Raw genomic sequence first — 23,091 nt, 5'->3', positions numbered from 1 at the left:
ACGAGCACAAGCTGGACGCGGACACCTCCGAGGCGGACCTGCTGGCGCTGATCGACCAGCTGAACAATGACCCGGCGGTGCACGGCATCCTGGTGCAGCTGCCCCTGCCCAAGCACCTGAACGAAGACCTCGTGATCAACTCGATTGATCCGGCCAAGGACGTGGACGGGTTCCACATCTCCAACGTCGGCCTGCTCGGCACCGGGCAAAAATCGATGGTGCCTTGCACGCCGCTGGGCTGCCTGATGATGCTGCGCGACCACCATGGGTCGCTCTCCGGCATGGACGCGGTGGTCATTGGCCGCTCGAACATCGTGGGTAAACCGATGGCGCAACTGCTGCTGGGCGACAGCTGCACCGTGACCATCGCGCATTCTCGGACCAAGGATTTGGCTGAGGTTGTGCGCCGCGCGGACATCGTTGTCGCCGCTGTGGGCCGCCCCGAGATGGTCCCCGGTGACTGGATCAAAGAAGGCGCGACGGTCATCGACGTGGGCATCAACCGCATCGACGCGCCGGAAAAAGGCGAAGGCAAAACCCGCCTCGTGGGCGATTGCCACTTTGACAGCTGCGCCGAGCGCGCGGGCGCGATCACCCCGGTTCCGGGCGGCGTCGGCCCGATGACCATCGCTTGTCTGTTGGCGAACACCGTGACGGCTTGCTGCCGCGCCAACGGCCTGGCCGAGCCCGAGGGGCTGACGGCGTAAGGCCGCACCCCCTCTGACCCCTCTAACAGCACCATATGGAAGCCTTTAAAGGTGGACATCAAAAGGAGTATTTCTCATGAGCAAATTCTGCCTCACCGTGGCTTGCCCCACCGCGCGCGGAATTGTCGCGGCCGTGGCCGGTTTTCTCAGCGAAAAGGGCTGCAACATCACCGACAGTTCCCAATTCGACGATCTGGAAACCGGCAACTTTTTCATGCGCGTCAGCTTTGAATCGCAAGAGGGCGCGGATCTGGATGCGTTGACCGCCGAATTCACGCCCATCGCCGAAAATTTCGGGATGGAGTGGGCCTTCCACGACGAAGCGGTCAAAATGAAGGTCGTCATCATGGTGTCCCGCTTTGGGCACTGTCTCAATGACCTGCTGTACCGGGTCAAGATCGGCGCGCTGCCCGTCGAGATCGTCGCCGTCATCTCGAACCACATGGATTATCAAAAGGTTGTGGTGAACAACGACATCCCGTTCCACTGCATCCGTGTGACCAAGGAAAACAAGCCCGAGGCCGAGGCCGCCATCATGAAGGTCGTCGAGGGCGCCGAGGCGGACCTGATCGTGCTCGCGCGCTACATGCAGATCCTGTCGGATGAGATGTGCCAGAAAATGTCGGGGCGGATCATCAATATCCACCACTCCTTCTTGCCGTCGTTCAAGGGCGCCAACCCCTACAAGCAGGCCTTTGCCCGCGGGGTAAAGCTGATCGGGGCGACGTCGCACTACGTGACTGCCGACCTCGACGAAGGGCCGATCATCGAACAGGACGTGGTGCGGGTGACCCATGCCCAAAGCCCCGAAGATTTCGTGTCGCTGGGCCGGGATGTGGAAAGCCAGGTTCTGGCGCGGGCCATCCATGCCCACGCGCATCACCGCGTTTTCCTCAATGGCAACAAGACGGTGGTGGTGCAGGCCTCGCCGGGCTCTTACAGCTCTGAACGGATGGGCTAAGCCGCAAGGGAGGCAAAGGGAATGCGCCTGGGCTCTGGACCTGAGCGCAGGAATTGGTCTAGTTGGTTCAAACCGCTCAGGACATTCCCTTGCCCAACCGTTCCACATCTCCCAGCGGCACCGCGCTGCCCGGTGCGACTATCCGCTACGTCTTTGATACCCTGTCGACCCGGATCGTCACGCAGCAATACGCCTGCGAGGAACGGCTGCCCTCCGAACGGCAGCTGGCGCAGGATCTTGGCGTCGCGCGCAACACGGTGCGCGAGGCGCTGGACCAACTTGAGGCGCGCGGCATGATCCGCCGTCGGGCCGGGTCCGGCTCTTTCGTGACCTATGACCCCGAAGGCGAGAGCGGCTCGACCTCGCCCGTCGCCGCAGATGTCGGCCCGCTGCAACTGCAAGCGGTGCGCGGCATCATGGAGCCGGAGATGATCCGGCTTGCCATCGTCAACATGTCCCCCCGCCAGATCGAGGCGCTTTCGGTGGTTCTGTCCAAGATGGAAGGCGTGCAGGCCGATGTCACCGCTTTCATGCGCCTCGAAGAGGAATTCCACCGTCTGATCGCCGAAGGTACGGGCAATCCGCTGCTGATTGCCTGCTACAATCTGGTGCTGGATGCCCGCCGTCAGGAATTCCGCGCGGCGATGTACCGGCGGCACATGACCCCGGCACGGCTGGCCACCTATCAGCGCGGTTATAACGGCCTGTTCAACGCCATCGCCGCGCGCGACATCGAAGAGGCGAGCGAGTTCATGAAACTCTCGTTGATCGAGGATCAGCGCATCCTGCTTCAGGAAGACTGATTGGACCAACCAATTTAGAACCGCCCACCGCGCGCATTCCTTGGTGGCGCGTGACGCGGTTTTGACCGCGAATCTGCCAAACCTTACGTCCTTTGATCTTCGGCAATGGATTCCCGACCCCGTATTTCAAGGCGATTTGCGCAATATTTGCGACTAATTACTAGGCATTTTTGCACCTTTTGACCCGGACAGGGCAATTCCACACCCTACAAAATATTCTTGAGAGGAAAAAAGTTTGACCAAAGGTGAGAGTTTGAGGTGCTCTGTTCGCATCAAGTGATCCAGTTTGCACAATTGGTATAAACCAGAAAGCCACGCAGCCGGTCGCTTGTTTGGAAGTCTTGCTCAGAACAGGGAGAACGACTTGGAACAGGATCTCACTTCCTTGGCTGCCGCGGTTGCGGAGCTACAGGCGAGTGTCTCGGCGATAAACGGGACATTTGCGGAAACCTTTTATTACCTCACCATCCCGCTCATGGTGCTGATCCACGTGGGCTTTCTGGCCTACGAGATGGGCGCATCGCGGTCCAAGAACGCGCTGGCGTCGGGCATCAAGAACATCCTCGCCTTCGCGATGATCGTGCCCTTCTTCTACTTTGTCGGCTGGTGGATCTACTGGGCCTTCCCGACGGGGCTGACCCTGTCCGAGGGGGCGATGGGCATTTCGGGCATCGCCTATGCCAACTCCATCGCACTGCCGTGGAGCGAATACATGGGGCCGAACCTCGACGACCGCTCTTCGGGCGTGTTCTGGGGGGCGTTTGTGCTGTTCGCGGCCACCACCGCCTCCATCATGTCGGGTGGTGTGATCGAACGCATCAAGCTGACCGGCTTCGTCGTTCTGGCCATCATCCTCGGCGCGTTTGTCTGGATTTTGGCGGGCGCTTGGGGCTGGCACGCGGACGGCTGGCTGGTCACGCAGTTCGGCTATCATGACTTCGGCGCGGCGGGTGTCGTGCACATGATCGCGGGCTTCTTTACCCTTGGCGTGCTGATCAACCTCGGGCCGCGCATCGGCAAGTTCAACGCCGACGGCTCTGCCAACCATATCGCGGGCCACTCCATGCCGATGACGCTGATCGGCTTGATGCTGATCATCGCGGGCTTCTGGGGCTTCCTCATGGGCTGCGTCATCGTCCCCGGCGAGGCCTGGTCCTGGAGCGGCACCATCGAAGGCACGATCTACGGCACGCCGATGACCATTTCCGGCATGACGTTCAACACCCTCATGGGCTTTGCCGGTGGCATCATCGGCGCTTGGATGGTGACGCGCGATCCGTTCTGGATGATGTCCGGTGCGCTTGGCGGGATCATCTCCTGCGCGGCGGGTCTGGACCTGTGGTATCCGCCGATGGCCTTCATGATCGGCTTTATCGGCGCGTCCGCCATGCCGTTTGTCGCCACCTTCATTGAAAAGCGCGGCATCGACGACGCTGTGGGGGCCTTTGCGGTGCATGGCTTTCTCGGGATGTGGGGTCTGCTGGCCGTGGGCATCGCGGCGCAGGGCTACCCGGCGCTGTTCGGCGAAGACGTGATCACCACCTCCTTCACCGGCCAGCTTGTGGGCGCGGTTGTCATGGCGCTGCTCGGCTTTGTCCCCGGCTACGTGGTGTCCTTTGTCCTCAAGGTCACGGGCCAGCTGCGCGTGCCGGAAGAGGCGGAAATCCTCGGTCTCGACGCGGTCAAAGTGCCAGCCAACGCCTACCCCGAAGGGCTGCACGCCTCTGTCAGTCCGGCTGAGTAACCCCCTCAATTCACGAAAGGATATTCACATGGAAGCCCCCTTTGACAGCACGACCTGGGACGGGATCACCGGTGCCTTTTACGCCGGCTACGGTTCGGTCGAAGCCCTGTGGCTCTTCGCCTGCCTCGCGCTGATCGTTGTCGCCATCCTCTTTGGCTGGCGGCACGAGGAACACGCCTACAAGGCGACCCGTAGCAAATAAGGTCTCTCGCTCCGGGGCTGCCTCGCTGGCCCCGGAGCCCCCACAAAACACCACTCAAGACAAGACGCGCACGACAGGAAGGACATAAAGATGATCGCATCGTGGAGGATTTCCGCATTGGCGGACCGGCACCGCGCCATGGGTTCCAATCTAGAGGACTGGAGCGGCATGGGCACCGCATGGACCTACGACAAGGATCAAAAGGCCGAATACGAAGCCATCCGCACCAAGGCGGGCGTGATGGATGTGTCTGGCCTGAAAAAGGTACAGATCATCGGGCCGCACGCCCAATACGTGATCGACAAGGCCACCACCCGCAACGTCGAAAAGCTCAAACCGGGGCGGTCGACCTATGCCACCATGCTCAACGATCAGGGCAAATTCGTCGATGACTGCGTGATCTACCGCATGGGGCCGCACAGCTTTATGGTGGTGCACGGCTCTGGCGCGGGGCACGAGCAGCTGACCATGTACGCCGCAGGCCGCAACGTGGCGTTGCTGTTCGATGACGATCTGCACGACATTTCGCTGCAAGGGCCGGTGGCAGTGGATTTCCTGGAAAAGCACGTGCCGGGCATCCGCGATGTGGTCTATTTCAGCCACATCCAGACGACGCTGTTCGGCAAGCCCGTGATGATCTCGCGCACCGGCTACACCGGCGAGCGCGGCTACGAGATTTTCTGCCGCCGCTCTGATGCGCCGGAAATCTGGGACACCATCGTGGGGCAGGGCGCGGAGATGGGCATTATCCCCACGCGCTTTACCACGCTCGATTGGTTGCGCGCCGAAAGCTATCTGCTGTTCTTCCCTTACGACAACTCCGAGATGTATCCGTTCGAGGATCAGGGGCCGGGCGACACCCTGTGGGAACTGGGTCTCGAGTTCACCGTCTCGCCGGGCAAGACGGGCTTTCGCGGTGCCGAAGAGCACTATCGCCTGCAAGGCAAGGAGCGCTTCAAGATTTACGGCGTCAAGCTGGAGGGCACCACGCCCGCGCCCGAAGGCGCGCCGCTGCTGAAAGATGGCAAACCGGTCGGCGTGGTCACCATCGGCATGTATTCCGAGCTGAACGGCCATAACGTCGGCATCGCGCGGATGCCCGTCGATTGCGCCGTGGATGGCACCGAATTCACCGTCGAGATCGACGGCGCGCCCGTCGCGGCGGTGGCCCATTCCATGCCCTTCTATGACGTCGACAAAAAGCGGCGCACGGCAAAGGGCTAAATCGTCAAGATTTGCCAAGACATACGGCGGCGGGGGTGATCCCTGCCGCCTCTCAAGCCCCACCAAGACATTCCAGGGAACGCCATGCCCAAGACAGTATTCTCTCCCTCAATCGACTCGCGCCCGACCTATCCGGGACTGGTGTCGCAAGGCGCCGTGCCGGGGATCATGGTTGCCGATGACGCAGGCGCTGCGGCGCTGATCGACCTTGCGACCTCTGACGCGTCGGTGATGGACCGCGCGCATGTTTTGCTGATCGGCGGCGCAGAGACCACCGCCACCCGGCTGGGAAACCTGACCCCCAAGGCGTTGCACAGCGCGCCGGATCTGGAGGCCGCCGCGCCCCTGTTTGACAGCCTGCTGCTGGATGCGCGCATGGGCACACAGCTGTATCTTGCCGGGTCCGAGGGGCTGATCGGTTTCGCCACCGCCCGCGCCACCGCCGCCGGGCTGCCGCTGGACGCGATCCAGTCAGAGCATCGCGGCCCCATCGGACGGCGGATGAAATGCGTGCATTGCAAAGGCATCACCGAGGATGTGCTGACCGATCCCTTCACCTGTTCGCACTGCGGGCTGACTCTGTTTGTGCGCGATCACTTCTCGCGCAGGCTGGGGGTGTTCCAAGGCGTTTGCGTCGATGCCGAAACCCCCGGCGACATCCCCGAAACTGTGGAGATCCGCGCATGAAAAAGCTTGTCGTCAAAGTGACCGAGGTTGAGGCGCTGTCGCCGCTGGTCAAACGCTTTCGGTTTGAGGACCCCAAGGGCGCGGCGCTGCCGGTGTTTTCCGGGGGCGCGCATATCACCGTGGAAATGCCCGAGGGCGAGACCATCCGGCGCAATTCCTACTCGCTGATTTCCGACCCCTATGACGGCTCCGCCTACGAGATCGCCGTCCGGCGCGAAGACATGGGGCGCGGCGGGTCGCGCTACATGCACACGCGCGTGCAGGTCGGTGACGAGATCACCATCTCGGCCCCGGCGAACCTGTTCCAGCTGGACCTGCGGGCGCGCAAACATATCCTGATCGCGGGCGGCATCGGCATCACGCCTTTCCTGTCGCAACTGCGGCAACTGGACATGGAGCAAAAGCCCTTTGAGCTGCATTACGCCGCCCGCTCGCGCGCCGAGGCGGCAGGGCTGAAACTGTTGCCCGAGGCCGCGCATATTCACGTGCATATCTCTGAAGAGGGCGCGCGCATGGACCTTGGCGCGATCCTCGATGGCCAGCCGCTTGGGACGCATGTCTACACCTGCGGCCCCGACGGGCTGATCAAGGCCGTTGCCGATCAGGCGGCGCGGCTGGGCTGGCCCAAGACCGCCGTGCATTCCGAAGCCTTCATCGCGCCGCCGCCGGGCGAGCCCTTTGAGGTGGTGGTGCGATCCTCCGGCCAGACCATCACGGTCAAGGCCGATCAAAGCCTGCTCGAAGCGCTCGAAGCCGCCAAGGTCGAGATCGACTATTCCTGTCGGGGCGGCGCTTGCGGGCGCTGCCAAACCCATGTCACCGCCTGCGACGGGCGCATCGAGCACAACGATCACTGGCTCAGCGAGGACGAGCGCGCCGAGCAGAAAACCATCATGCCCTGCATGTCCCGCTTTAAGGGCGCGCGGCTGGAACTGGACCTCTGAGGAGCGACCCCATGACGATGCAATTCAACGACGAAACCTTTCGCGGTGATTACACCTTTCACAACTCGCCCGAGGCCATCCGGCGCTTTCCCTTTCCCTTTGACCGGGACAGCTACGCCTATTCGGTCAATATCGAGCAGCACCCCGGCGGTCCGGCGGGCAGCCCGTTCGAATTCGCCTTTGACGTGGATGAACACTACGTCGCCGAGATGAACGACCGCGCGATCACGCTGGCCGATGATCCCATGCGCTGCCAGTCGCTGCCGCATATGGAGCTGGCGGGCTGGGATCTGCTGGAGCTGATCATGGTGTCCAAGGCGCGCGACTATCCCGAGCTGTTCAGCCTGAGCCGCGATGGCACCAGCTGGCACTGGATCAACAAGCCTTTGGGGATCGAGCAGCGCTTTACCTTCCTCGACGCGACCACGCTGCCCTGCGGGCCGCTGGAATACATCACCCGTCAGGCGCAGGGCGATTTCGCGCTGTTGCATGAACGCGAGGGGAACCTGTGGCTAGATGCGGGGATGATCACGTCGCAAGCCGACTGGTCGCTGGATTTCGACGTGGGCATGAACTTTTTCGAATGGCACGCGCCGGTGCCTAAGGCGCGCAAGATGGGCGTGTTCGACAAGGCGCTCAAGTTCCTGCTCGCCGTGACGCAAGAGCAAAGCTATCGCCGGCTCAACTGGACGATGACGGTCAACCCGCGCCTCGACACCAGCCCCGAAAATTACCACAAATGGGGGCCGGAGAAGCGGACGATCACGCCCGAGAACGTCGGCGCGAAACAATTCCTGCGGGTCGAGCTTCAGACCTTTTGGCGGCTGCCGCGCTCGAACGCGCTGGCTTTTCCGATCCGCTGCTACCTGTGCAGCCTTGAGGACCTTGCGAGCCAACCGAAATGGGCGCGCCGTCTGCATCGGGTTCTGCGCGACATTGACCCGGACCTGGCCGAGTACAAGGGCTTTGCCGTCAATCAGGAGATGATCGTCAAGTATCTGGCGCAGTTTGACGACGGGGCGGAAACCTCGCCGGGAATCTTCCCGGACTAAACGGACAAGGGGCGGGCTGTGTGGTCCGCCCCTCAGTTTGTGGTCTCAGCAAACAAGGGCCGCGCGGCCCAATAGTCAGCCCTTGACGACCCGCAGGGTCAAAGGCGCAGCGCCGCCTTGGATGTCGAACAGCCGGTCGATGTTCGGATGCGCGCCGGGGCGGTTCTGGGCATCCTCGGTATGCTCGGCAAACACCGCCAGCCCGTGGGTCGCGGCCTCTGCGGTGAGGCTTCCAAAGATGGCGAGAAGGTATTGATACACCGACAAAGACCCCTGCTTGCCCGGCTGGTTTTCAATGGTGTCGACCACCTCGCCCGCGGCATTGACCAGCTCCAGCCTTTCAATCCCTTCGATGGGGGGCAAAGCCTGTAGGTTTTCCTTGAACGAAGCGGTGGGTTGGATCATCGCGGGCTGGGTCATCGGGCCGTCCTTTTGAGGTCTATGCGTGCCCGCGCATAGCAAACTTACGGGCGCTTGGCCAAGCCGCCGCTTGATGGGTTTCATCACGGATAAAGATTTGACCTGCGGCACGTTTGGCGCAACCTATCCGGGACAAAGATAGGACGTACCATGACTCTCCAGCTTTACGGACACCCCGACTCTGGCCACGCGTGCAAAGTGGCGCTGGCCTTGGCGCTTGCGGATTTGGACCATCAGGTGACGCGCGTCGACATCTGGGCCGCCCCCGACACGCGCCCCGCCGATTTTCTGGCGGTCAGCCCGCTGGCCGAGGTGCCGGTGCTGGTGATCGACGGGCAGCCGATCTTTCAGTCCGGGGCCATCCTGATGGAAATCGCGCAGCAGTTCGCGGTTTTGGGGGGCGACACCTCTGAAGGGCGTCGCCGCGGGCGCGAGCTGTTGATGTGGGAAGCCAATCGCATCGGCATGTGTCTGCCGCAGCTCAAAGAGGCGCGCCGCCCCGGTAGCGCGGGTCTGCCGCCCGAGGTCATCGGCTGGCTCGAGGCGCGCTATACCGTCGATTGCGTGAACTTTGCGCGCCTCAAGGGGGACGCGCCGTTCTTTCATGGCGATACGCCGGGCATTGGGGATTGCGCGATCTGGGGCTATACCCAGTGGCTTGCCGAAGCGGGGGTGGCCCCGACCCAGCCCATGGCCGACTGGTTGGACAATATGCGCGCCCTAGAGGCGATGAAAACGCCCGACGCCTTCTTTGCGGTCTGAACCGGGGGTTTTGAGACCGGCCTTTCGAGACCGGCCTGTCAGCCCTGTGCGAGGTAATCCGCGATCGTCTCGACCTCGTCGCGCGCGCCAAAGACCAGCGCGACGTTTTCATGCGGGTCCGCAGGGATCAGATCAAGGATGCGGCGGGTGCCATCGGTTGCGGCCCCGCCCGCCGCCTCCATGAGAAAGGCAATGGGCACAGCCTCATACGCCAGCCGCAAACGGCCGTTTTCATAGCCTTTGCGGCGGTCCGCCGGGTACAGGAACGCGCCGCCCTTGAGGATGATCCGGTGCAGCTCGCCCACCGCCGCCGCCAGCCAACGCATGTTGAAATCGCGCCCGCGTGGGCCGTCCTTGCCAAGGCGCACATCGCGCACCCACGCCTGCAACCCTGTCGGCCAGTGGCGTTCGTTCGAGGCGTTATAGGCCAGGGTCGAGGCGGTCTCTTTGAGCATCAGGTCGCGCGCCGCCGCGCGGAAATCCTGCCCGTCAAAGGTGAACACCTGAATGCCGCTGCCCAGCGTATAGCCGAAATCCAGTGAATGCCCGAAAGAGGCATAGCCCGCCGCCACCGCCTCGGCCCCCGGACGGGAAAATCCTTTGTCTCCCGTGGGATAGATCACGAAAAGCATCCCCAGCGGCGCGCCGATCCCGATCGAGCCAGAGCCGTCGATCGGGTCGATGGCAATGTCATAGCTGCCGTTCGGATCAAGGGTCTCGACCGCTTCGGCCTCTTCGGAGAGCAGGTGTTTGACGCCGCAGCCGCGCAGCTCTGCGACCACGTGATCATGCGCGCCTACGTCGAGCGCCTTTTGCGCATCGCCGCTGTCGTTGGTGCCGACCAGGGCCGCCGGATCGCCGGGCAGCTTGCCCGCCGCCAGCCGCGCCGCAATCGCGGGCAGCGCGTGGGCGAGCGCATTGATGATGCGGCCCACGCCGTCTTCGGGCAGGCAGGCGGGCAGGATCGGCGCTTTGGAGAGCGTGTCGTTGGGCAAGGTCAGCATTCGGGGTCTCCGTTCAGGGCAGGGCAGCGCATGGCCGGGCGCAGAAGTGCCTGCCCCGTCGCCAGAGATCAAGCGTCCAGAGCTGATTTTGCGCATGGATGGATGCCACGTGATCCGCGCGCGGACCGCCACAAAGCATCATTCAAATGAATACATGAATTCGTGTCATTCAATTTTGTGAGGCATGGCAGCATTGCTACTCTGCCTTTGTCGGGCCCGCAAACGACGGCCCGCCAAAGGGAGGACATTATGAAAAACTTGACGTCCGTCGTAGCGCTTGCTGCGGCGCTTGCCGGTGTAGGCGGCGTGGCCGGCGCGGAAACCTTGGTTTTTTCCACCACAAACGCGCAGCAGCACCCGATCAACACCGGGTTCCTGACGCCCTGGGCCGAGCGCATCACCGCCAGCGGCGCGGTCGAGATCGACGTGCGCCACGGCCGATGCTGGCCAACCACCAGAACTTTTACGACCGCGTCAGCGATGACGTGATCCAGATCGGCTGGGGGATGACGATCTTTAATCCGGGGCGCTTCCCGCGCACGCTGGTTTCGACCCTGCCGTTCATGGTCGAAACCGCCGAACAGGGCTCTGCCGCGCTGTGCGCGATGTATCAGGACGGGGCCTTTGGCGATGATCTGGCGGACATCCAGCCGCTGCTGTTCGTCGAATTCCCGCAGTCTTCGCTGCACACCAAGGGCGGCGCGCTGAGCGCCATGGATGACGTCAAGGGCCGCAAGATCATCACCACCGGCCCCGCTGCGGCAGCCATGGTCGAGGATCACGGCGGCGCGCCGCTGTCGTTCAACATTGCCGAGCAATACGAGGCGATCCAGCGCGGCGCGGCGGATGGCACGATCCTGAACTTCACCGGCGTTGCGGGTTTTCGCCTGCATGAGGTGACCGACACGCATCTGGTGGCCCCCTTGGGCGGCGCCATGGGCCTTGTCTTTATGTCCAAGGACCGCTGGAACGCCCTGTCCGAAGACGCCCGTTCGGCGATTATGGCCGAGTCCGGTTGTGACGGTAGCCGCGCCTTTGGCCAATTCATCGACGGCTGGGAAGCCGACGCCATGGCGATGATTTGAGCGCAAGAGGGCCATTCCGTAACGATTATGCCCCAGGATAAGGTGCAAGCCCTGAGGGCCCAGCATTGGGACGGCATGAAAGCCGGGTTTGGCCATGCGGTGCCCGGCGGGGCCGAGCTGATCGACATGTTTGACGCCGCGCTGGCCGAGGCAAAGGAAGGCAACATGCAATGACAGACATGAACTGGCGCAAAGGTCGGCGTGTGGCCATTTCCGGGGCCGGTCCCGGTGGCGTTTCCGCGGCGCTGGAAATGCTGCGGCAGGGCTATGACGTGCGAATTTTCGAACGCGCGCCAGAGCCAAAGCCGCTGGGTGGCGCGGTGCTGCTGTCTTCTCCGGTGCTGGCGATCTTGCGCCATTATGGGGTCGATGTCGGCCCCAGCTTTGGCAGCAAAACGCTGGTGGAGTTCCGCACCAACAAGGGCAAGACCCGCGCGCGCCTGCCGTTCAACCCGTCGGTGAAAAAGGCGCTGGGGATCGAGGGGTGGCACTATGGCGTGCTGCGCTCGACCGCCTTTGGCAAGATGCTGGACCTGCTGCCCGATGGCATCATCGAGCCGGGCCGCGCCGTGACCGGCTACACCGAAACCGCCGATGGGACACCGTCGCCTTTGAGGGCGGCGAGACGGTCGAGGCGGATATTCTGGTGGCCGCCGATGGCATCCGGTCCAAAGTGACCGAGCAAGCGTTTGGCGTTCCGCAGCTGTTCCACGTGGGCCTGCGGGTCTGGCTGGCATGGTGCGAGGATTGGGGCGGGCTTGACCGCTCTGTCGGGGCCATCACCCACAGCCGCGACGTTCACGCGAGCTTTTTCCCGATGCTGCACGAGGGCAAGCCGGGGTGGGAATGGTGGATCGTCGAGAAATCCGGCGAAGGCGTGCCCGCCCCTGCCAACCCAGAGGCGCATCTGCGCGCCCATCTCAAGCACTTTGCCGATCCCTTGCCGCAGTTCGCCGACCGGACCAACTTTGACACCCAGTGTTTCCGCTGGGAGATCTACAATCGCCCCTCGCTGGATCATTGGACCAAGGGGCGCATGGCGGGCCTTGGCGATGCGGTCCACCCGGTGTCGCCCTATGCGGCCTACGGCATGGGAATGGCGATCGAGGATGGCTACTTCCTCGCGCGCGCGCTGGGGGGGGCGGGATCTGTCGGACAAGGCGGTGGTGGATCAGGGCTTTGCCAAGTACGAAGAGGAGCGCGTGGCCTAATTGACCCATCACGTGGAATTCGCCCGCAAGCTGGGCAACCAGTTCCACCACGCGCCAAAGCCCATTGCTTGGCTACGCGACACGGTGTTCGACAACACCAAAACCTTGGAAAAGCTGGTGAGCAAGGACTACCTCAAGGACGCCGAGGTGATGTCGCTGAACCTCAAAGAGCTGCACGTCTAAGCCTGCTGCTCCGAACATCAAGGGCCGCCCTGTCGCTGGGGCGGCCCTTTTTCGTTGGCTTATGGCGTTATGCGCCTATTGCATCGTCCCCGGCAGCCACAGCGCCAGCGCCGGAAAGGCCAGCAGCAGCGCGATCTTGACCACATCGGCCAGCACAAAGGGCAGAACGCCGCGCATCACTTGGCCCAGCGGCACCTCGGGCTGAAGGCTTTTGAGCACGAACAGGTTGATGCCAAAGGGCGGGGTGATCAGGCCGATCTCGACCACCACCAGCATCAGCACGCCCCAGTAATAGACGTCATAGCCAAGGCTCATCACCAGCGGCGTGACCACCGGAACCGTGATCACCATCACCGCAAAGCTGTCCATCACCGCGCCCAGCAGCAGGTAGAACCCCACCAGCGCGCCCAGGATCACGATGGGCCGCGCGTCAAAGCTGCCGATCCAGCGGGTGACCATCTCGGGGGCCTGGCCCATGTTGACGAAGAAGGAAAACACCAAAGCGCCAAAGATCAGCCCGTAGATCAAGGCGGTGGTCTGGGTGGTCTCTGACATGACCGACAGGAAGTGGTGGCGGTTCAGCCGACCGCGCAAGGCCGCCAAGGCAAAGGCCCCCACAGCGCCCACGGCGGCGCTTTCGGTGGCGGTGAAGATGCCGCCGTAGAGCCCGCCGATCACCGTACCGAACAGCGCCGTGACCGGGATCGCGCCGCGCAAGGCAGGGCCAAGAGGCGTCGGCTCGGCCTGCGTGTCGCGCAGATCGCTGCGCCGGACCACCACAAAGATGGTGGCGAAATACAACAGCAAGGCCAGCACCGCAGGCACCATGGCGGCGACAAACAGCGTGGCGATGGACTGTTCCGTCAGCAGGGCAAACAGGATGATCGCGCCCGACGGCGGGACCAGCGCGCCCAGGGTGCCCCCCGCCGCGACGGTGCCGCTGGCAAAGGCGGGGTCATAGTCGCGCGCCTTCATCTGGGGCAGGGCGATGCGGCCAAAGGTGGCGGCGGTGGCGATGGACGATCCGCTGACCGCGCCAAAGCCCGCGCAACCCGCCACGGTGGCATAGGCCAGCCCGCCGCGCACCCGGCCCAGCAACGCATGCGCAAGGCGGTAGATGTCGTCCGAAATTCCTGCGGCCACGGCAAAGCTACCCATCATCAGGAACAGGGGCAGAGTCGCAACCTGCGCATTCGTCAGGAACTCGGCGGCGTCGCCGGCCATGACGTTGCCTGCGGACTTCCAGCCGATGAACAGCGCCGTGCCGCCAAGGCCGATCAAGCCTGACACGGCAGCCAGCGGGATTTGCGCAAAGACCGCCAGCCACAGCAGGCCAAAGGCCATGAGGACAAAGAGGCCGGGTTTGGACTGGGCAAGGCCCGACAGCCCTTGCAGATCGACCAGCGCCCAGAGCAGCGCGGCCCCCAGCACCCCGGCAAAACCCGCCAGAACCGCAAAGCCAAGCGGCGTGGTGCGTGTGCCGCTGTCCGCCGTGCGGCGCAGGTCGATCCACGCATTGCGAGTCTGCGCCAGCGCCGCCGCGCCATGCGCCACAGCCTCGACATAGTAGGACGGCGCCAAAGGCCAGCGCAGGATCAGCGTCTCGCGCCCCTGTCCGTGGTATTTCACCGCCAGCAGCGCCGAGCCCGCCACGGCCAAGCCGCGCGCCACCCCCGGCCCGAAGTGCCGCGCCAGCAGGTCGACCTTGAGGTTCACGCGCCCCACCGCGCCTGCGGGCAGGGTCAGCGCCACGGCCATGGCGAACACATGCGCCATGACTTCGTTCAAGGCCACAACCGCGCTGCCGCCAAGCCAGCGCATCCCCACATCGGCCACGATCACCAGCGCGCCGCCAAGCATCCCCAGCACCGCCAGCGCGGAAAGCCCCGCGCTGATCCGTTCAGATCCTCCCTGTGTCATGGCTCAGCCGTTCACGATCGCGACCGGGCGGCACCAGCCGGCAGAGCCCTTTTCGACCTTGACCGGAAAGGCTATGACCTCGAACCCCGTGCCGGGCAGTTGATCAAGGTTCGCCAGCTTTTCCATGTGGCAATAGAGCGTCTCGGCCCCGGCCTTGTGGCCTTCCCAGAACAGGCTGTAATCGCCGGTCTCAACGATGCGGGCCATCTGGCTGGCGAGCGGCGCGTCCCAGCTCCAGGCATCGGTGCCGCAGATGCGCATCCCGCGTTCGGTCAGCCACAAGGTCGCCTCGCGCCCCATGCCGCAGCCCGCCGCGACGTAATCGTCATGGCCATAGCGCGACCCGGCGCGGGTATTCACGAGGACAATATCTCCGGGCTGTAGATCATGGCCGATGCGGGCAAGTTCGGCCTCGACCTCGGCGGCGGTGATGACATGGCCGTCGGGCTTGCCCCGGAAATCCAGCTTGACCCCCGGCCCCATGCACCAGTCCAAGGGCACCTCGTCGATGGTCATCGCCGGTTTGCCGTTCTGCATGGTCGGGTGATAGTGCCACGGCGCATCCATATGCGTGCCGTTGTGGGTGGTGATGTCCAGCTTTTCGATGGCTGCGCCCTTTTGCTCCAGCTGCTTGTCCACGGGCATCCCGAAAATGCGCTCAAAGTCCTGCGCGCCCGCGTCGTGATCGGCATAGGTCAGCTTGGGCCCAAGCCCCGGCGGGTCGCTGGCGATACGGTCGGTCAGGACCACGGACAGGTCGATCAGTTTACGGCTCACGCGAAATCTCCTCCCAGACAAAGGCGTTGGCGGCAGGCTACTGGGGCCACAGGCTTCGGTCTAATGAATGCCAGCAATGGGTGGCCTTCACCGCGTCAATGCTTCTTGCGGGCAAAGGTATTCACCGGATGAATGTTTGGCATGAGGCGAAAGGCTTTCTGTCCACCGGCGGCGCGCCTGTAGGTTTGCCCGACACCTGCGTGACCAACGGGCTGAGGAGACCCGGCGCGCCGGAGAAGGATCAAGAGGAGGACAGTGATGAAACGCATGACTTGGGCGGCTGCAATTGCAGCAACCGCCGCCAGCCCCGCGCTGGCACAAGACGGCCCGCCCCCCGGCACCATGGGCCCGCCGCCGGGCATCTTGGGGATGATGACCGTCGGCAAGGCCGGGCTGCTCACCAGCTTTTACAGCGACGACGCCTTCGGCACCGCGCAGTTCCGCATCGGGCAGGGCCGCACGACCATTGGCGCGGCCGGATCGCCCTTTGCGCCGCAGACCGGCTACAAGGACGACGCCAGCAATGTCATCCCGCCGCTGAACGGCCTCAAGATGCTGGGCGATGGCAAGTCGTTCCTGCGCTTTGGCCTGCAACTGAACCGCGCCAATGGCGCCGAAGAGCAGGTCGAGCTGAACGGCTCGATTGCCCGTCTGGATGCGCAGTACATCACCTTTACCAACCCCGGCACCATGCTGAGCTTTGGCGTCACCTACAACAAAAGCGCCTTTGATATCGTGGGTGCGGGCACCGTCGAGAGCGCCGGTTGGGGCGTGCGCGGCGACCTGCTGCACAAGTTGTCGAACACCTGGGGCATCGCCACCCGCGCGGAATACACCTAGGGGGAAACCGATCTGCAAGTCGCCGCCGGGCCGGGCACCACGCTGCGCCACGTGCAGGGCGACGACCGGTTCTATTTCCAGACAGAGCTGGTGGGCACCTACACCGCCGAGCAGATGCCGGGCCTTGGAGCGTGGGTCTTTCACCCGGTGCTGGGCATGAACTTTCAGCGCAACTTCATCGAGGCGACGGCGGACAGCTTTGGCGTGGTCTCGTCTGGTGTGGTGGGCGACACCGAGGACTACGGCACCATCTGGGCGGTCGCCAACTTTGAAAAAGAGGTGCCGCCGGGCGCGTGGTCGCCGAGCTTCAAGATCGGTCTGGAACATGAGTATGCCAACGATCTGGACGCCTATGTCCAAGAGCAGAACTACGCGATCGTGGGGCTGGGCCTGTCGCGGATGGACCAGCGCGGCAACCGGATTGACCTGTCCTACACCCGTCACCACGGGTTGACCGGCAAGCGCCATAACCAAGCGCTTGTGGCGGCTGTGACCGTCAACTTCTGACGACCCTCAACCGGGCCGGCATCACTCCCAAAAGGCACAAACTCAAGCCGCTGGCGATCCCCTCACCAGCGGCTTTTTCTGTGTCGCGGTGTCAAGCCTTGACGACGATCTGGTCGATGGCCCCGAACAGCGGCGTGTCGTCGGGCAGGCGGGCCTCCATGCGGATGCGGTCGCCAAAGCGCATGAACTCTGTCGTGGGCGCGCCTTCGTCGAGGATTTCAATCCCGCGCCGTTCCGCGATACAGGACGAGCCGACCTCTCGGTAGCTCTCATTCGAGACGGTCCCCGAGCCGATCACCGTCCCCGCCACCAGATCGCGCGAATAGGCGGCATGGGCGATGAGCTGGTCAAAGCCCGCGGACATCTCGACCCCCTGCGCCGCGCCAAAGCGGGCGCCGTTCCAGTCGACCACCAGCGGCAGGTCGATGCGCGCCTCGCGCCACTGCGCGCCCAGCTCATCGGGCGTGACCGCCACGGGGGCCATGGTGCAGGCGGGTTTGCAGTGCAGCCAGCCAAAGCCGGTCTTCATCTCGCGCGGGGCCAGCTTGCGCAGGGACCAGTCGTTGATCTGTACGAGCAGCCGGATATGGCCGCGCGCCGCTGCCGCATCGGTGCCCATGGGCACGCGGTCGGTGATGATCCCGAACTCGCCCTCAAAGTCGATGCCGTCGTCTTCGGACGGCAGGGGCACATCGGCGCGGGCTGCGTGAAAGCGGTCGGAAATGCCCTGATACATCAAGGGCGGCCAAGTCGGCAGCGGCTCTATCCCGAACACCTTTTCCATCAGCGCGCCGTGGCTGTCATAGGCGGACCCGTCCAGCCACTGCCACGCGCGCGGCAACGGGGCCAGCGCCTTGGCCGCGTCAAAGGGCACGCCCGCGCCTGCGTTCACGGCGGCGTATTGTGCCTTGAGCGCGGGGGCGTGCGTGTCCCAATCCTCCAGCAGGGCTTGCAGGGTGGTCACGGCCTCTGCGGGGGCGGCGCGGCTGTGATCGCGCGAGACGAGGTGCAGCCGCCCGTCGGCGCTGCCGTCATCCAGTGATGTCAGTTTCATGGGGTCTCCTCCGGTTGTCGGGTGTCGGCAGTCGCTGGCAAGGCCGCGCGCACCAAGGCAGCCAGATCCGCGTCGCGGGCGAACCCCGCAGCCGTGGCGGCGGTGGTTTCAAGCGCGGGGAATTGGCCAAACAGCTGGGTTGTCTCGAGGTCGGGCGCAAAGCTGACACGCGCCGCCGTGCCGGGGAACGCCGCGTCCAAGGCTGCGACCAGCGCGTCAAAGCGCACCGCCAACGCGGGCAGCGTCAGGCTGCGCAGGGGGCCAAGGTCAGGCATCAGCGCGGCCCGCAGGAAATTCTCTGCGGTGATTGTGGCCGAGGCCATCCACGTGCGTGCCTCTGGCGGCACGGGCAGGGTGATCGGCTTGGCCCGCTGCGCGGCAAAGAACAGGCGCGACATAAAGGCCGATTTCAGCCCCGCATCCAGCCCATCGCGTGCCACGATCCCCGAGGGCCGCAAGGACACTCCGTCGATCCAGCCGCGACGGGTGGCCTGTGCCAAGGCGGTCTCGATCATCGCCTTATGCGCGCCATACAGCATCACCGGATCGCAGGGCGCGGTGTCGGTCACCGGGTCGGGCATCTCGGGGCCAAGCACGGCGATCGAAGAGGCAAAGACAAACCGCTTGGGCCTTGCCGCGCCGCGCATCGCCTCGATCATCCGCAGAGGCACGTCGATGTTGATCTCCCGCGCCAAGGCGGGGTCTTGTTCCGCCGCGCCGCCCAGAACGGCGGCCAGATGGATCACCGCGTCGGCCTCGGTCGCGGCGCTTTGCACCGCCGCATCGCGCAGATCGCCCGTCACGACCCGCAGCTTTGGCCCGCTTAGCGCAGGCGCGGCCCGGTCGATCGCGATCAGCTCTGTGACCTGGGGCGCCGCCAAGGCGCGGCGGGCGACGTCGTGCCCGAGGAACCCTGCCGCGCCAGTTACTGCGAGACGCATCCCGGATCAGTCCGTCTTGGGCGGGATGGCAGACGCCTGCACCGCCGCGTCATGCGCGCTCTGCGCCTGTGCCAATTCCGGCGCAAAGGCCCCGTCGGTCAGGATAAACGCCATCCGGCAGACCTCGTCCGAGCGGTTGGCCCAGGCGTGGATCGTGCCGCGCTGCACCACCACGTCGCCGGGCGACAGCTCGACCGCGTCTTCGTCCAAGAGCAGCGTGATGCGGCCCGACAGGACAATGCCGTAGTCGATGCTTTCGGTGCGGTGCATCAGCGGGTGCCGACCGGGGATCGTGTAGCGGGCGTTCTCGCCCAGCCCGACCGCCCTGAACACCTCTTTGGCGGTGGCGCGGTCAAACTCCGGGCCGTCGCGGCCCTCTGGCGGAATGTCGACAAAGCGGATCACCGTGCCCCCCTTCGGCGGCGCGGTGTCGCGGTGGCGGTCGGTCGGCTCGCTTTCGGTGAAATCCACCGGGGCGGGGGTGGCGGCGGTGTTCCACAGCTCGTGAAAGGCCAGCCCCGGCTGATGGGGCGGGCGCGTCACATGCGGCGGCGCGCCGTCCGACAGGACCACCGCCTTGCCCGAGGCATCATGCCCGGTGACAACGCGGTGCACCTCGGGCAGGGCCTTCTGCGCGCTCATGCCAGCCGCCCGCCAAGGGTTTCGGCAAACCAATCGGCGATGTAGCTGCGCCCGAACGACATATTGTCCGCGCCCACATGTTCCACGCCGCCTTCGCGCTCGGTAAAGATTTTCAGCGCGCGTTTCGGGCTGTTCACCAGCTGGTCATAGGACTGATGGGCATAATCGACGCTGATCTGCCGGTCGTTCGCGCCATGGGTCACAAGGAACGGCACCTTGATCTTGTCCATCACGCCGTTGAGGTGCATCCCTGACGCCTTGTCGAAAAACTCGTCCATGTCCGACGCGCCAAAGACCCACTGAACGTGTTTCCAGTAGTGCGGCACGGGGTTTTCGCCCTCGCGCTTGAGGCGCTTTTGCTGGACCTCGGCCCAGTTGTGGTTCGCGCCCCAGACCGCCCCCGCGGCAAAGCGCGGCTCGAACGCGCAGACGCGCGGGGCGTAAAAGCCCCCGAGCGAGATGCCGGTGATGCCGATGCGGGTCTCGTCCACGTCCGCGCGCGCGGCGAGCCAGTCGAACAACGGCGTGCCCCAGTCCTCGGATTTCCACGTGGCGGGCATCCCCTGCTTGCGCAGGCTCTCGCCGGTGCCGGGTTGGTCGACGGACAGGGTGGAAATGCCGCGCTTGGCCAGTTCCTGCGGCAGGCGCGACCAATACAGCAGCTCTTTGCAGCTATCGAGACCATTGAGGTAAACCACCGCCGGGGCGGGGCCGGTGACGCCTTCGGCGCGGGTATACAGCACCGGGATCGTCTTGTCGCCGTAGGGGATTTCGAACCGCTCGACGTTGTCGCGCGACGCCTGCGTACCCTTGGCAAAGGCATCGAGCCCCTTTTGATAGGTCTCGGCTCGGCCCGGATGGCCGTGGCCCTGCATCCGCTCGGCGGTCAGATAGTACAGCGCGGCACGTTGCAGTTTCGGACCGGCGGACAGCATCCGCCCGGCGGCTTCGTCCTCTGCGGCGAGACCCACCAGCTTGTCCGCCACCTTGAGCCAAGCGGCCATGAAATCCTGCGTGCCTGCGTCTTCGCCGGATTCGGCCTTGGCCAGCAGCGGCTGGCACATATCCATGATCTCGCCCAGCTCTGCGCCGCTTGCCATGGCAATCGAGACGGACAGGTTCCAGACGTAGTTAGGGAAATAATCGAACATCGCCATGGGGTTGGCGTCTCCTTCGGTTGGGAATTGCGCTTAGATCGGCTCGGCCATCAGGCCGATGGTGCGCCGGTTCAGATCGGCCATGTCGACGGGCGGGGTCTGGCCCATTTGGCCCATCCCGACCTTGACCGAGTTTTCGGCGATGAATTTCACCCGCGCAAAACGGCGGGTGCGATAGGCGGTAAAGGCAGCGTCGGGGGTGCCGCACGCGCCAGCTCTTCGGCCAGCACCAGCCCGTCCTCGATCGCCATGCCCGCGCCTTGCGCCAGATGCGGGGTGGAGGCGTGCAAGGCATCGCCCAGCAGCACCACGCGGCCCTTGTGCCACGCGCCCTCGACAAAGACGACCTCGAGCGGGCGGGCGACCACGCCGGCGTCGTCGGTGATCTGATCGGTGACGGCCCTGACCTGCGGCGGGGCCATGGGGCCAATGCGGGCGCGCATGGCCTCGGCGGCGCCCTCTTGCGGCAGCGCCAGACCGGGCGCTTCCTGGCTGAGCAGGAACATGTACATCTGCCCCTGACCCAGCGGCACAAAGCCCGCGTTCTGCGGTCCGACAAAGACTTGGATCCCGTCCATATCGGCGGGCTGCGGCAGGTTGTAGCGCCAGACCCACTGCCCGGTGTAGCAGGGCTGCGGCGCATCGGGCAGGATCTGTGCGCGGGTCTGCGAGAACACGCCATCGGCGCCGATCACGATGTCATGGCGTTCGGTCGTGCCGTCCGAAAGCGTCACCGTGACGCCCGCGCCGTCGTCCTGCATTGCCGTGACCGTGGTGCCCAGACGAATCGTTGCCCCCAGCGCCTGAACCCGGTCGCCCAGCACCTTTTGCAGGTCGGTGCGGCGGATGCCGGCGTTCGACGGATAGGCCGCGCCCGCCAGCCGGGGCGTTTCGAAATTGGCGACCTGCTGGCCTTGGGGGCCGACATGCAGCACCGTGCGGTCAAAGCCAAAGGCCTTTTCAAGGTAGTCGTCCAGCAGATCAAGCGCCCACATGGCGCGGATCACGTTGAATTGCTGGATGATGCCGACGCCATAGACCGACCACTCTGGGTCTTTTTCCACGATGGTCACTGGAAACCCTTTGCGGCGCAAAGCGATGGCTGCGGTCAGACCGCCAATCCCCCCACCGACAACAAGCACAGATTGCAGTTCCATGTCAGGCCTCCCCTCCTGTCTGTTTCCGGCAGGCTATGGGGGCGGCTGACATTTTTAAAATTGAACTTACGGATCGACTGTATTGAGCACATCAATGGGGTTGGCCAGCGGCACAGCGTCCCCGGAGCCTTCCAGCGTCTGCGCGGCGCGCACGATCAGATCGCGCAGCCAGACCAGACCGGGGTCGCCGTCGCGATAGCTGTGCCACTGCATCGCCTGCGTCAGCGGGTCCAGCTTGAACGGCAGAGGGTGGATTTCCAGCGGCAGGGTCTGGGCGGCGATCCGGGCGATGTGGCGGTGGACTGTGGCGATCTTTTCCGTGCCAACGATCAGGTTCGGCAGGGCCGAGAAGGAAAAGGCGCTGACGTCGATCCGCCGCTCGATCCCGAGGCGGGCAAGCATCTCGGCCTCGAGCGATCCGGCAGAGTTGGGCGGCACCATCACCGCGTGCCCCGTTGCGGCATAGACTTCGCGGGTGATCTCCTTGCCCGCAAGGGCGCTGTCGCGGCAAACCACGCAAACATACGGGTCGGTGAACAGCCGCTCATACGGGTGATCGTCCGAGACGTAGAACTCGGGCGAGATCAGCAGATCGGCCTCGCCCTTTTCCAGCAGCTTGTAGGGGTAGGCGGTCTGCGGCAGCAGCCGAAAGCGCACGTTCGCGCCCATCTCTTCGGCCAGCGCCAGCACGCGCGGCATCAGCACCGTCAGAGAATAATCCGACAAAAGGATCGAGAATTCTCGGTCGGTGTTCACCGGGTCAAACTCTGGCGCGGTCTCGATCGTCGCCTCGATCCGCACGAGAATATCGCGCACCGCGGCCTGCATCGAGACCGCGCGCGGGGTCAGTTCCATCCGGCGGCCGACCTGCACCAACAAGGGATCGTTGAAATAGGTCCGCAGCCGGGTCAAGGCGTTGCTCATGGCCGACTGGCTCATGTTCATGCGTGCCGCCGCCGCGCTGACCGATTGCAATGCCAGCAGATTATCCAGCGCCACCAATAGGTTCAGGTCCAGTCTCTTGAACCGCATATGCCTCTCCTCCCCTTCGGACCCCCCTCTGGCCCGGTCTGTACGCGGCGTTTGCGCGCCGCGATGGGGGCCAGT

At 64.3% G+C, this 23,091-nt stretch carries 27 protein-coding genes and 1 pseudogene; 18 read left to right on the top strand and 10 right to left on the bottom strand.

What is annotated here, in order from left to right:
* The 9 genes from folD to B9A11_RS18675 form a co-directional block, all read left to right on the top strand.
* A partial coding sequence (folD, locus tag B9A11_RS18710; protein ID WP_084662827.1) for a bifunctional methylenetetrahydrofolate dehydrogenase/methenyltetrahydrofolate cyclohydrolase FolD occupies positions 1 to 707 on the top strand: 707 nt, incomplete at its 5' end.
* 76 nt (positions 708 to 783) lie between these two features.
* The gene (purU, locus tag B9A11_RS18705; protein WP_058249194.1) at positions 784 to 1,668 is read left to right on the top strand and encodes a formyltetrahydrofolate deformylase; all 885 of its coding nucleotides are present in this window, start codon (positions 784 to 786) and stop codon (positions 1,666 to 1,668) included.
* An 89-nt stretch (positions 1,669 to 1,757) separates the two neighbouring features.
* A complete protein-coding gene (locus B9A11_RS18700; protein ID WP_058249195.1) occupies positions 1,758 to 2,471 on the top strand; it encodes a FadR/GntR family transcriptional regulator in 714 nt (237 codons plus the stop codon).
* 364 nt (positions 2,472 to 2,835) lie between these two features.
* On the top strand, positions 2,836 to 4,215 hold the full coding sequence (locus tag B9A11_RS18695) for an ammonium transporter (RefSeq protein ID WP_058249196.1): 1,380 nt from the start codon (positions 2,836 to 2,838) through the stop codon (positions 4,213 to 4,215).
* 28 nt (positions 4,216 to 4,243) lie between these two features.
* Entirely contained in the window at positions 4,244 to 4,417 is a 174-nt protein-coding gene (locus tag B9A11_RS21480) for a hypothetical protein (RefSeq protein WP_159452524.1), read from the top strand.
* Between the two features lie 90 nt (positions 4,418 to 4,507).
* Positions 4,508 to 5,641 carry an aminomethyltransferase family protein gene (locus B9A11_RS18690; RefSeq protein WP_058249197.1) on the top strand — a complete coding sequence of 378 codons (1,134 nt, stop codon included), beginning with the start codon at positions 4,508 to 4,510 and terminating at the stop codon, positions 5,639 to 5,641.
* A gap of 84 nt (positions 5,642 to 5,725) precedes the next feature.
* Positions 5,726 to 6,328 (top strand): dimethylamine monooxygenase subunit DmmA family protein, encoded by a 603-nt coding sequence (locus B9A11_RS18685; protein WP_058249198.1) that lies wholly within the window; start codon positions 5,726 to 5,728, stop codon positions 6,326 to 6,328.
* On the top strand, positions 6,325 to 7,272 hold the full coding sequence (locus B9A11_RS18680) for a PDR/VanB family oxidoreductase (RefSeq protein ID WP_058249199.1): 948 nt from the start codon (positions 6,325 to 6,327) through the stop codon (positions 7,270 to 7,272). Before B9A11_RS18685 ends, B9A11_RS18680 begins: the two co-directional genes overlap by 4 nt.
* Before the next feature lie 11 nt (positions 7,273 to 7,283).
* Positions 7,284 to 8,324 (top strand): heme-dependent oxidative N-demethylase family protein, encoded by a 1,041-nt coding sequence (locus tag B9A11_RS18675; protein WP_058249200.1) that lies wholly within the window; start codon positions 7,284 to 7,286, stop codon positions 8,322 to 8,324.
* A 75-nt stretch (positions 8,325 to 8,399) separates the two neighbouring features.
* On the opposite strand, the gene B9A11_RS18670 is transcribed toward B9A11_RS18675, so the two are convergent.
* Positions 8,400 to 8,744, bottom strand: coding sequence for a DUF2322 family protein (locus B9A11_RS18670; RefSeq protein WP_058249201.1), 345 nt, complete (start codon positions 8,742 to 8,744; stop codon positions 8,400 to 8,402).
* Positions 8,745 to 8,894: 150 nt separating this feature from the next.
* Between B9A11_RS18670 and B9A11_RS18665 the strand changes: the two genes are divergently transcribed.
* Complete coding sequence (locus B9A11_RS18665) at positions 8,895 to 9,506, top strand: glutathione S-transferase family protein (protein WP_058249202.1); 612 nt, start codon at positions 8,895 to 8,897, stop codon at positions 9,504 to 9,506.
* A 38-nt stretch (positions 9,507 to 9,544) separates the two neighbouring features.
* On the opposite strand, the gene B9A11_RS18660 is transcribed toward B9A11_RS18665, so the two are convergent.
* A complete protein-coding gene (locus B9A11_RS18660; protein ID WP_058249203.1) occupies positions 9,545 to 10,510 on the bottom strand; it encodes a class 1 fructose-bisphosphatase in 966 nt (321 codons plus the stop codon).
* Between the two features lie 249 nt (positions 10,511 to 10,759).
* Between B9A11_RS18660 and B9A11_RS18655 the strand changes: the two genes are divergently transcribed.
* From B9A11_RS18655 to B9A11_RS22335, 6 genes and pseudogenes are all read left to right on the top strand, one after another.
* Positions 10,760 to 10,999 carry a hypothetical protein gene (locus B9A11_RS18655; protein WP_058249204.1) on the top strand — a complete coding sequence of 80 codons (240 nt, stop codon included), beginning with the start codon at positions 10,760 to 10,762 and terminating at the stop codon, positions 10,997 to 10,999.
* On the top strand, positions 10,951 to 11,595 hold the full coding sequence (gene dctP, locus B9A11_RS18650) for a TRAP transporter substrate-binding protein DctP (protein WP_058249205.1): 645 nt from the start codon (positions 10,951 to 10,953) through the stop codon (positions 11,593 to 11,595). The genes B9A11_RS18655 and dctP overlap by 49 nt, the downstream gene beginning before the upstream one ends.
* 42 nt (positions 11,596 to 11,637) lie before the next feature.
* Positions 11,638 to 11,769: a hypothetical protein gene (locus tag B9A11_RS22540; protein ID WP_268811263.1), complete on the top strand. Its 132-nt coding sequence runs from the start codon at positions 11,638 to 11,640 to the stop codon at positions 11,767 to 11,769.
* On the top strand, positions 11,766 to 12,272 hold the full coding sequence (locus B9A11_RS21955) for an FAD-dependent monooxygenase (RefSeq protein ID WP_058249206.1): 507 nt from the start codon (positions 11,766 to 11,768) through the stop codon (positions 12,270 to 12,272). Before B9A11_RS22540 ends, B9A11_RS21955 begins: the two co-directional genes overlap by 4 nt.
* A pseudogene (locus B9A11_RS22635) lies at positions 12,242 to 12,673 on the top strand (flavin-dependent monooxygenase); the annotation flags it as partial. The gene B9A11_RS21955 and the pseudogene B9A11_RS22635, both read left to right, overlap by 31 nt.
* A gap of 133 nt (positions 12,674 to 12,806) precedes the next feature.
* Positions 12,807 to 12,989: a hypothetical protein gene (locus tag B9A11_RS22335; RefSeq protein ID WP_058249207.1), complete on the top strand. Its 183-nt coding sequence runs from the start codon at positions 12,807 to 12,809 to the stop codon at positions 12,987 to 12,989.
* Positions 12,990 to 13,064: 75 nt separating this feature from the next.
* Here B9A11_RS22335 and B9A11_RS18640 read toward each other — a convergent pair whose 3' ends face one another.
* The gene (locus tag B9A11_RS18640; RefSeq protein WP_058249208.1) at positions 13,065 to 14,909 is read right to left on the bottom strand and encodes a TRAP transporter large permease; all 1,845 of its coding nucleotides are present in this window, start codon (positions 14,907 to 14,909) and stop codon (positions 13,065 to 13,067) included.
* 3 nt (positions 14,910 to 14,912) lie between these two features.
* On the bottom strand, positions 14,913 to 15,686 hold the full coding sequence (locus B9A11_RS18635) for a cyclase family protein (protein WP_058249209.1): 774 nt from the start codon (positions 15,684 to 15,686) through the stop codon (positions 14,913 to 14,915).
* A gap of 258 nt (positions 15,687 to 15,944) precedes the next feature.
* On the opposite strand from B9A11_RS18635, the gene B9A11_RS18630 reads away from it, so the two are divergent.
* Both B9A11_RS18630 and B9A11_RS18625 read left to right on the top strand, forming a co-directional pair.
* Complete coding sequence (locus B9A11_RS18630) at positions 15,945 to 16,526, top strand: hypothetical protein (protein ID WP_058249210.1); 582 nt, start codon at positions 15,945 to 15,947, stop codon at positions 16,524 to 16,526.
* Positions 16,527 to 16,577: 51 nt separating this feature from the next.
* Entirely contained in the window at positions 16,578 to 17,033 is a 456-nt protein-coding gene (locus B9A11_RS18625; RefSeq protein WP_058249211.1) for a hypothetical protein, read from the top strand.
* A gap of 91 nt (positions 17,034 to 17,124) precedes the next feature.
* Here the strand turns inward: B9A11_RS18625 and B9A11_RS18620 are convergent, their stop codons facing one another.
* The 6 genes from B9A11_RS18620 to B9A11_RS18595 all read right to left on the bottom strand — a co-directional run bounded on the left by B9A11_RS18620 (position 17,125) and on the right by B9A11_RS18595 (position 23,016).
* Positions 17,125 to 18,087, bottom strand: a complete 963-nt coding sequence (locus B9A11_RS18620; RefSeq protein ID WP_058249212.1) for a fumarylacetoacetate hydrolase family protein — start codon at positions 18,085 to 18,087, stop codon at positions 17,125 to 17,127.
* Positions 18,084 to 19,028 (bottom strand): NAD-dependent epimerase/dehydratase family protein, encoded by a 945-nt coding sequence (locus tag B9A11_RS18615; RefSeq protein WP_058249213.1) that lies wholly within the window; start codon positions 19,026 to 19,028, stop codon positions 18,084 to 18,086. The genes B9A11_RS18620 and B9A11_RS18615 overlap by 4 nt, the downstream gene beginning before the upstream one ends.
* Before the next feature lie 6 nt (positions 19,029 to 19,034).
* Positions 19,035 to 19,670: a cupin domain-containing protein gene (locus B9A11_RS18610; protein WP_058249214.1), complete on the bottom strand. Its 636-nt coding sequence runs from the start codon at positions 19,668 to 19,670 to the stop codon at positions 19,035 to 19,037.
* Complete coding sequence (locus B9A11_RS18605) at positions 19,667 to 20,827, bottom strand: alpha/beta hydrolase family protein (RefSeq protein ID WP_058249215.1); 1,161 nt, start codon at positions 20,825 to 20,827, stop codon at positions 19,667 to 19,669. Before B9A11_RS18605 ends, B9A11_RS18610 begins: the two co-directional genes overlap by 4 nt.
* A 149-nt stretch (positions 20,828 to 20,976) precedes the next feature.
* Entirely contained in the window at positions 20,977 to 21,984 is a 1,008-nt protein-coding gene (locus tag B9A11_RS18600) for an FAD-dependent oxidoreductase (protein ID WP_200807316.1), read from the bottom strand.
* Positions 21,985 to 22,050: 66 nt separating this feature from the next.
* Positions 22,051 to 23,016: a LysR family transcriptional regulator gene (locus B9A11_RS18595; RefSeq protein WP_058249216.1), complete on the bottom strand. Its 966-nt coding sequence runs from the start codon at positions 23,014 to 23,016 to the stop codon at positions 22,051 to 22,053.
* Between the last annotated feature and the right edge of the window lie 75 nt (positions 23,017 to 23,091).

The organism is Tropicibacter naphthalenivorans, assembly GCF_900176475.1.
GTDB lineage: Bacteria > Pseudomonadota > Alphaproteobacteria > Rhodobacterales > Rhodobacteraceae > Tropicibacter > Tropicibacter naphthalenivorans.
The sequence above is the reverse complement of the archived record's forward strand: the minus strand, read 5'-3'. Positions and strand labels throughout refer to the sequence as shown.

Bases quoted from the DNA above. Each gene is read 5' to 3' on its own strand.
- B9A11_RS18655 (WP_058249204.1), top strand. From the start codon at position 10,760: ATGAAAAACTTGACGTCCGTCGTAGCGCTTGCTGCGGCGCTTGCCGGT.
- B9A11_RS18660 (WP_058249203.1), bottom strand. From the start codon at position 10,510: ATGCTGACCTTGCCCAACGACACGCTCTCCAAAGCGCCGATCCTGCCC.
- B9A11_RS18620 (WP_058249212.1), bottom strand. From the start codon at position 18,087: ATGAAACTGACATCACTGGATGACGGCAGCGCCGACGGGCGGCTGCAC.
- B9A11_RS18600 (WP_200807316.1), bottom strand. From the start codon at position 21,984: ATGGAACTGCAATCTGTGCTTGTTGTCGGTGGGGGGATTGGCGGTCTG.
- B9A11_RS18690 (WP_058249197.1), top strand. From the start codon at position 4,508: ATGATCGCATCGTGGAGGATTTCCGCATTGGCGGACCGGCACCGCGCC.
- B9A11_RS18675 (WP_058249200.1), top strand. From the start codon at position 7,284: ATGACGATGCAATTCAACGACGAAACCTTTCGCGGTGATTACACCTTT.
- B9A11_RS18610 (WP_058249214.1), bottom strand. From the start codon at position 19,670: ATGAGCGCGCAGAAGGCCCTGCCCGAGGTGCACCGCGTTGTCACCGGG.
- B9A11_RS18615 (WP_058249213.1), bottom strand. From the start codon at position 19,028: ATGCGTCTCGCAGTAACTGGCGCGGCAGGGTTCCTCGGGCACGACGTC.
- dctP (WP_058249205.1), top strand. From the start codon at position 10,951: ATGCTGGCCAACCACCAGAACTTTTACGACCGCGTCAGCGATGACGTG.
- B9A11_RS21480 (WP_159452524.1), top strand. From the start codon at position 4,244: ATGGAAGCCCCCTTTGACAGCACGACCTGGGACGGGATCACCGGTGCC.
- B9A11_RS18630 (WP_058249210.1), top strand. From the start codon at position 15,945: ATGAAACGCATGACTTGGGCGGCTGCAATTGCAGCAACCGCCGCCAGC.
- B9A11_RS18685 (WP_058249198.1), top strand. From the start codon at position 5,726: ATGCCCAAGACAGTATTCTCTCCCTCAATCGACTCGCGCCCGACCTAT.
- B9A11_RS18680 (WP_058249199.1), top strand. From the start codon at position 6,325: ATGAAAAAGCTTGTCGTCAAAGTGACCGAGGTTGAGGCGCTGTCGCCG.
- B9A11_RS21955 (WP_058249206.1), top strand. From the start codon at position 11,766: ATGACAGACATGAACTGGCGCAAAGGTCGGCGTGTGGCCATTTCCGGG.
- B9A11_RS18595 (WP_058249216.1), bottom strand. From the start codon at position 23,016: ATGCGGTTCAAGAGACTGGACCTGAACCTATTGGTGGCGCTGGATAAT.
- B9A11_RS18665 (WP_058249202.1), top strand. From the start codon at position 8,895: ATGACTCTCCAGCTTTACGGACACCCCGACTCTGGCCACGCGTGCAAA.
- purU (WP_058249194.1), top strand. From the start codon at position 784: ATGAGCAAATTCTGCCTCACCGTGGCTTGCCCCACCGCGCGCGGAATT.
- B9A11_RS18640 (WP_058249208.1), bottom strand. From the start codon at position 14,909: ATGACACAGGGAGGATCTGAACGGATCAGCGCGGGGCTTTCCGCGCTG.
- B9A11_RS18670 (WP_058249201.1), bottom strand. From the start codon at position 8,744: ATGACCCAGCCCGCGATGATCCAACCCACCGCTTCGTTCAAGGAAAAC.
- B9A11_RS18605 (WP_058249215.1), bottom strand. From the start codon at position 20,827: ATGGCGATGTTCGATTATTTCCCTAACTACGTCTGGAACCTGTCCGTC.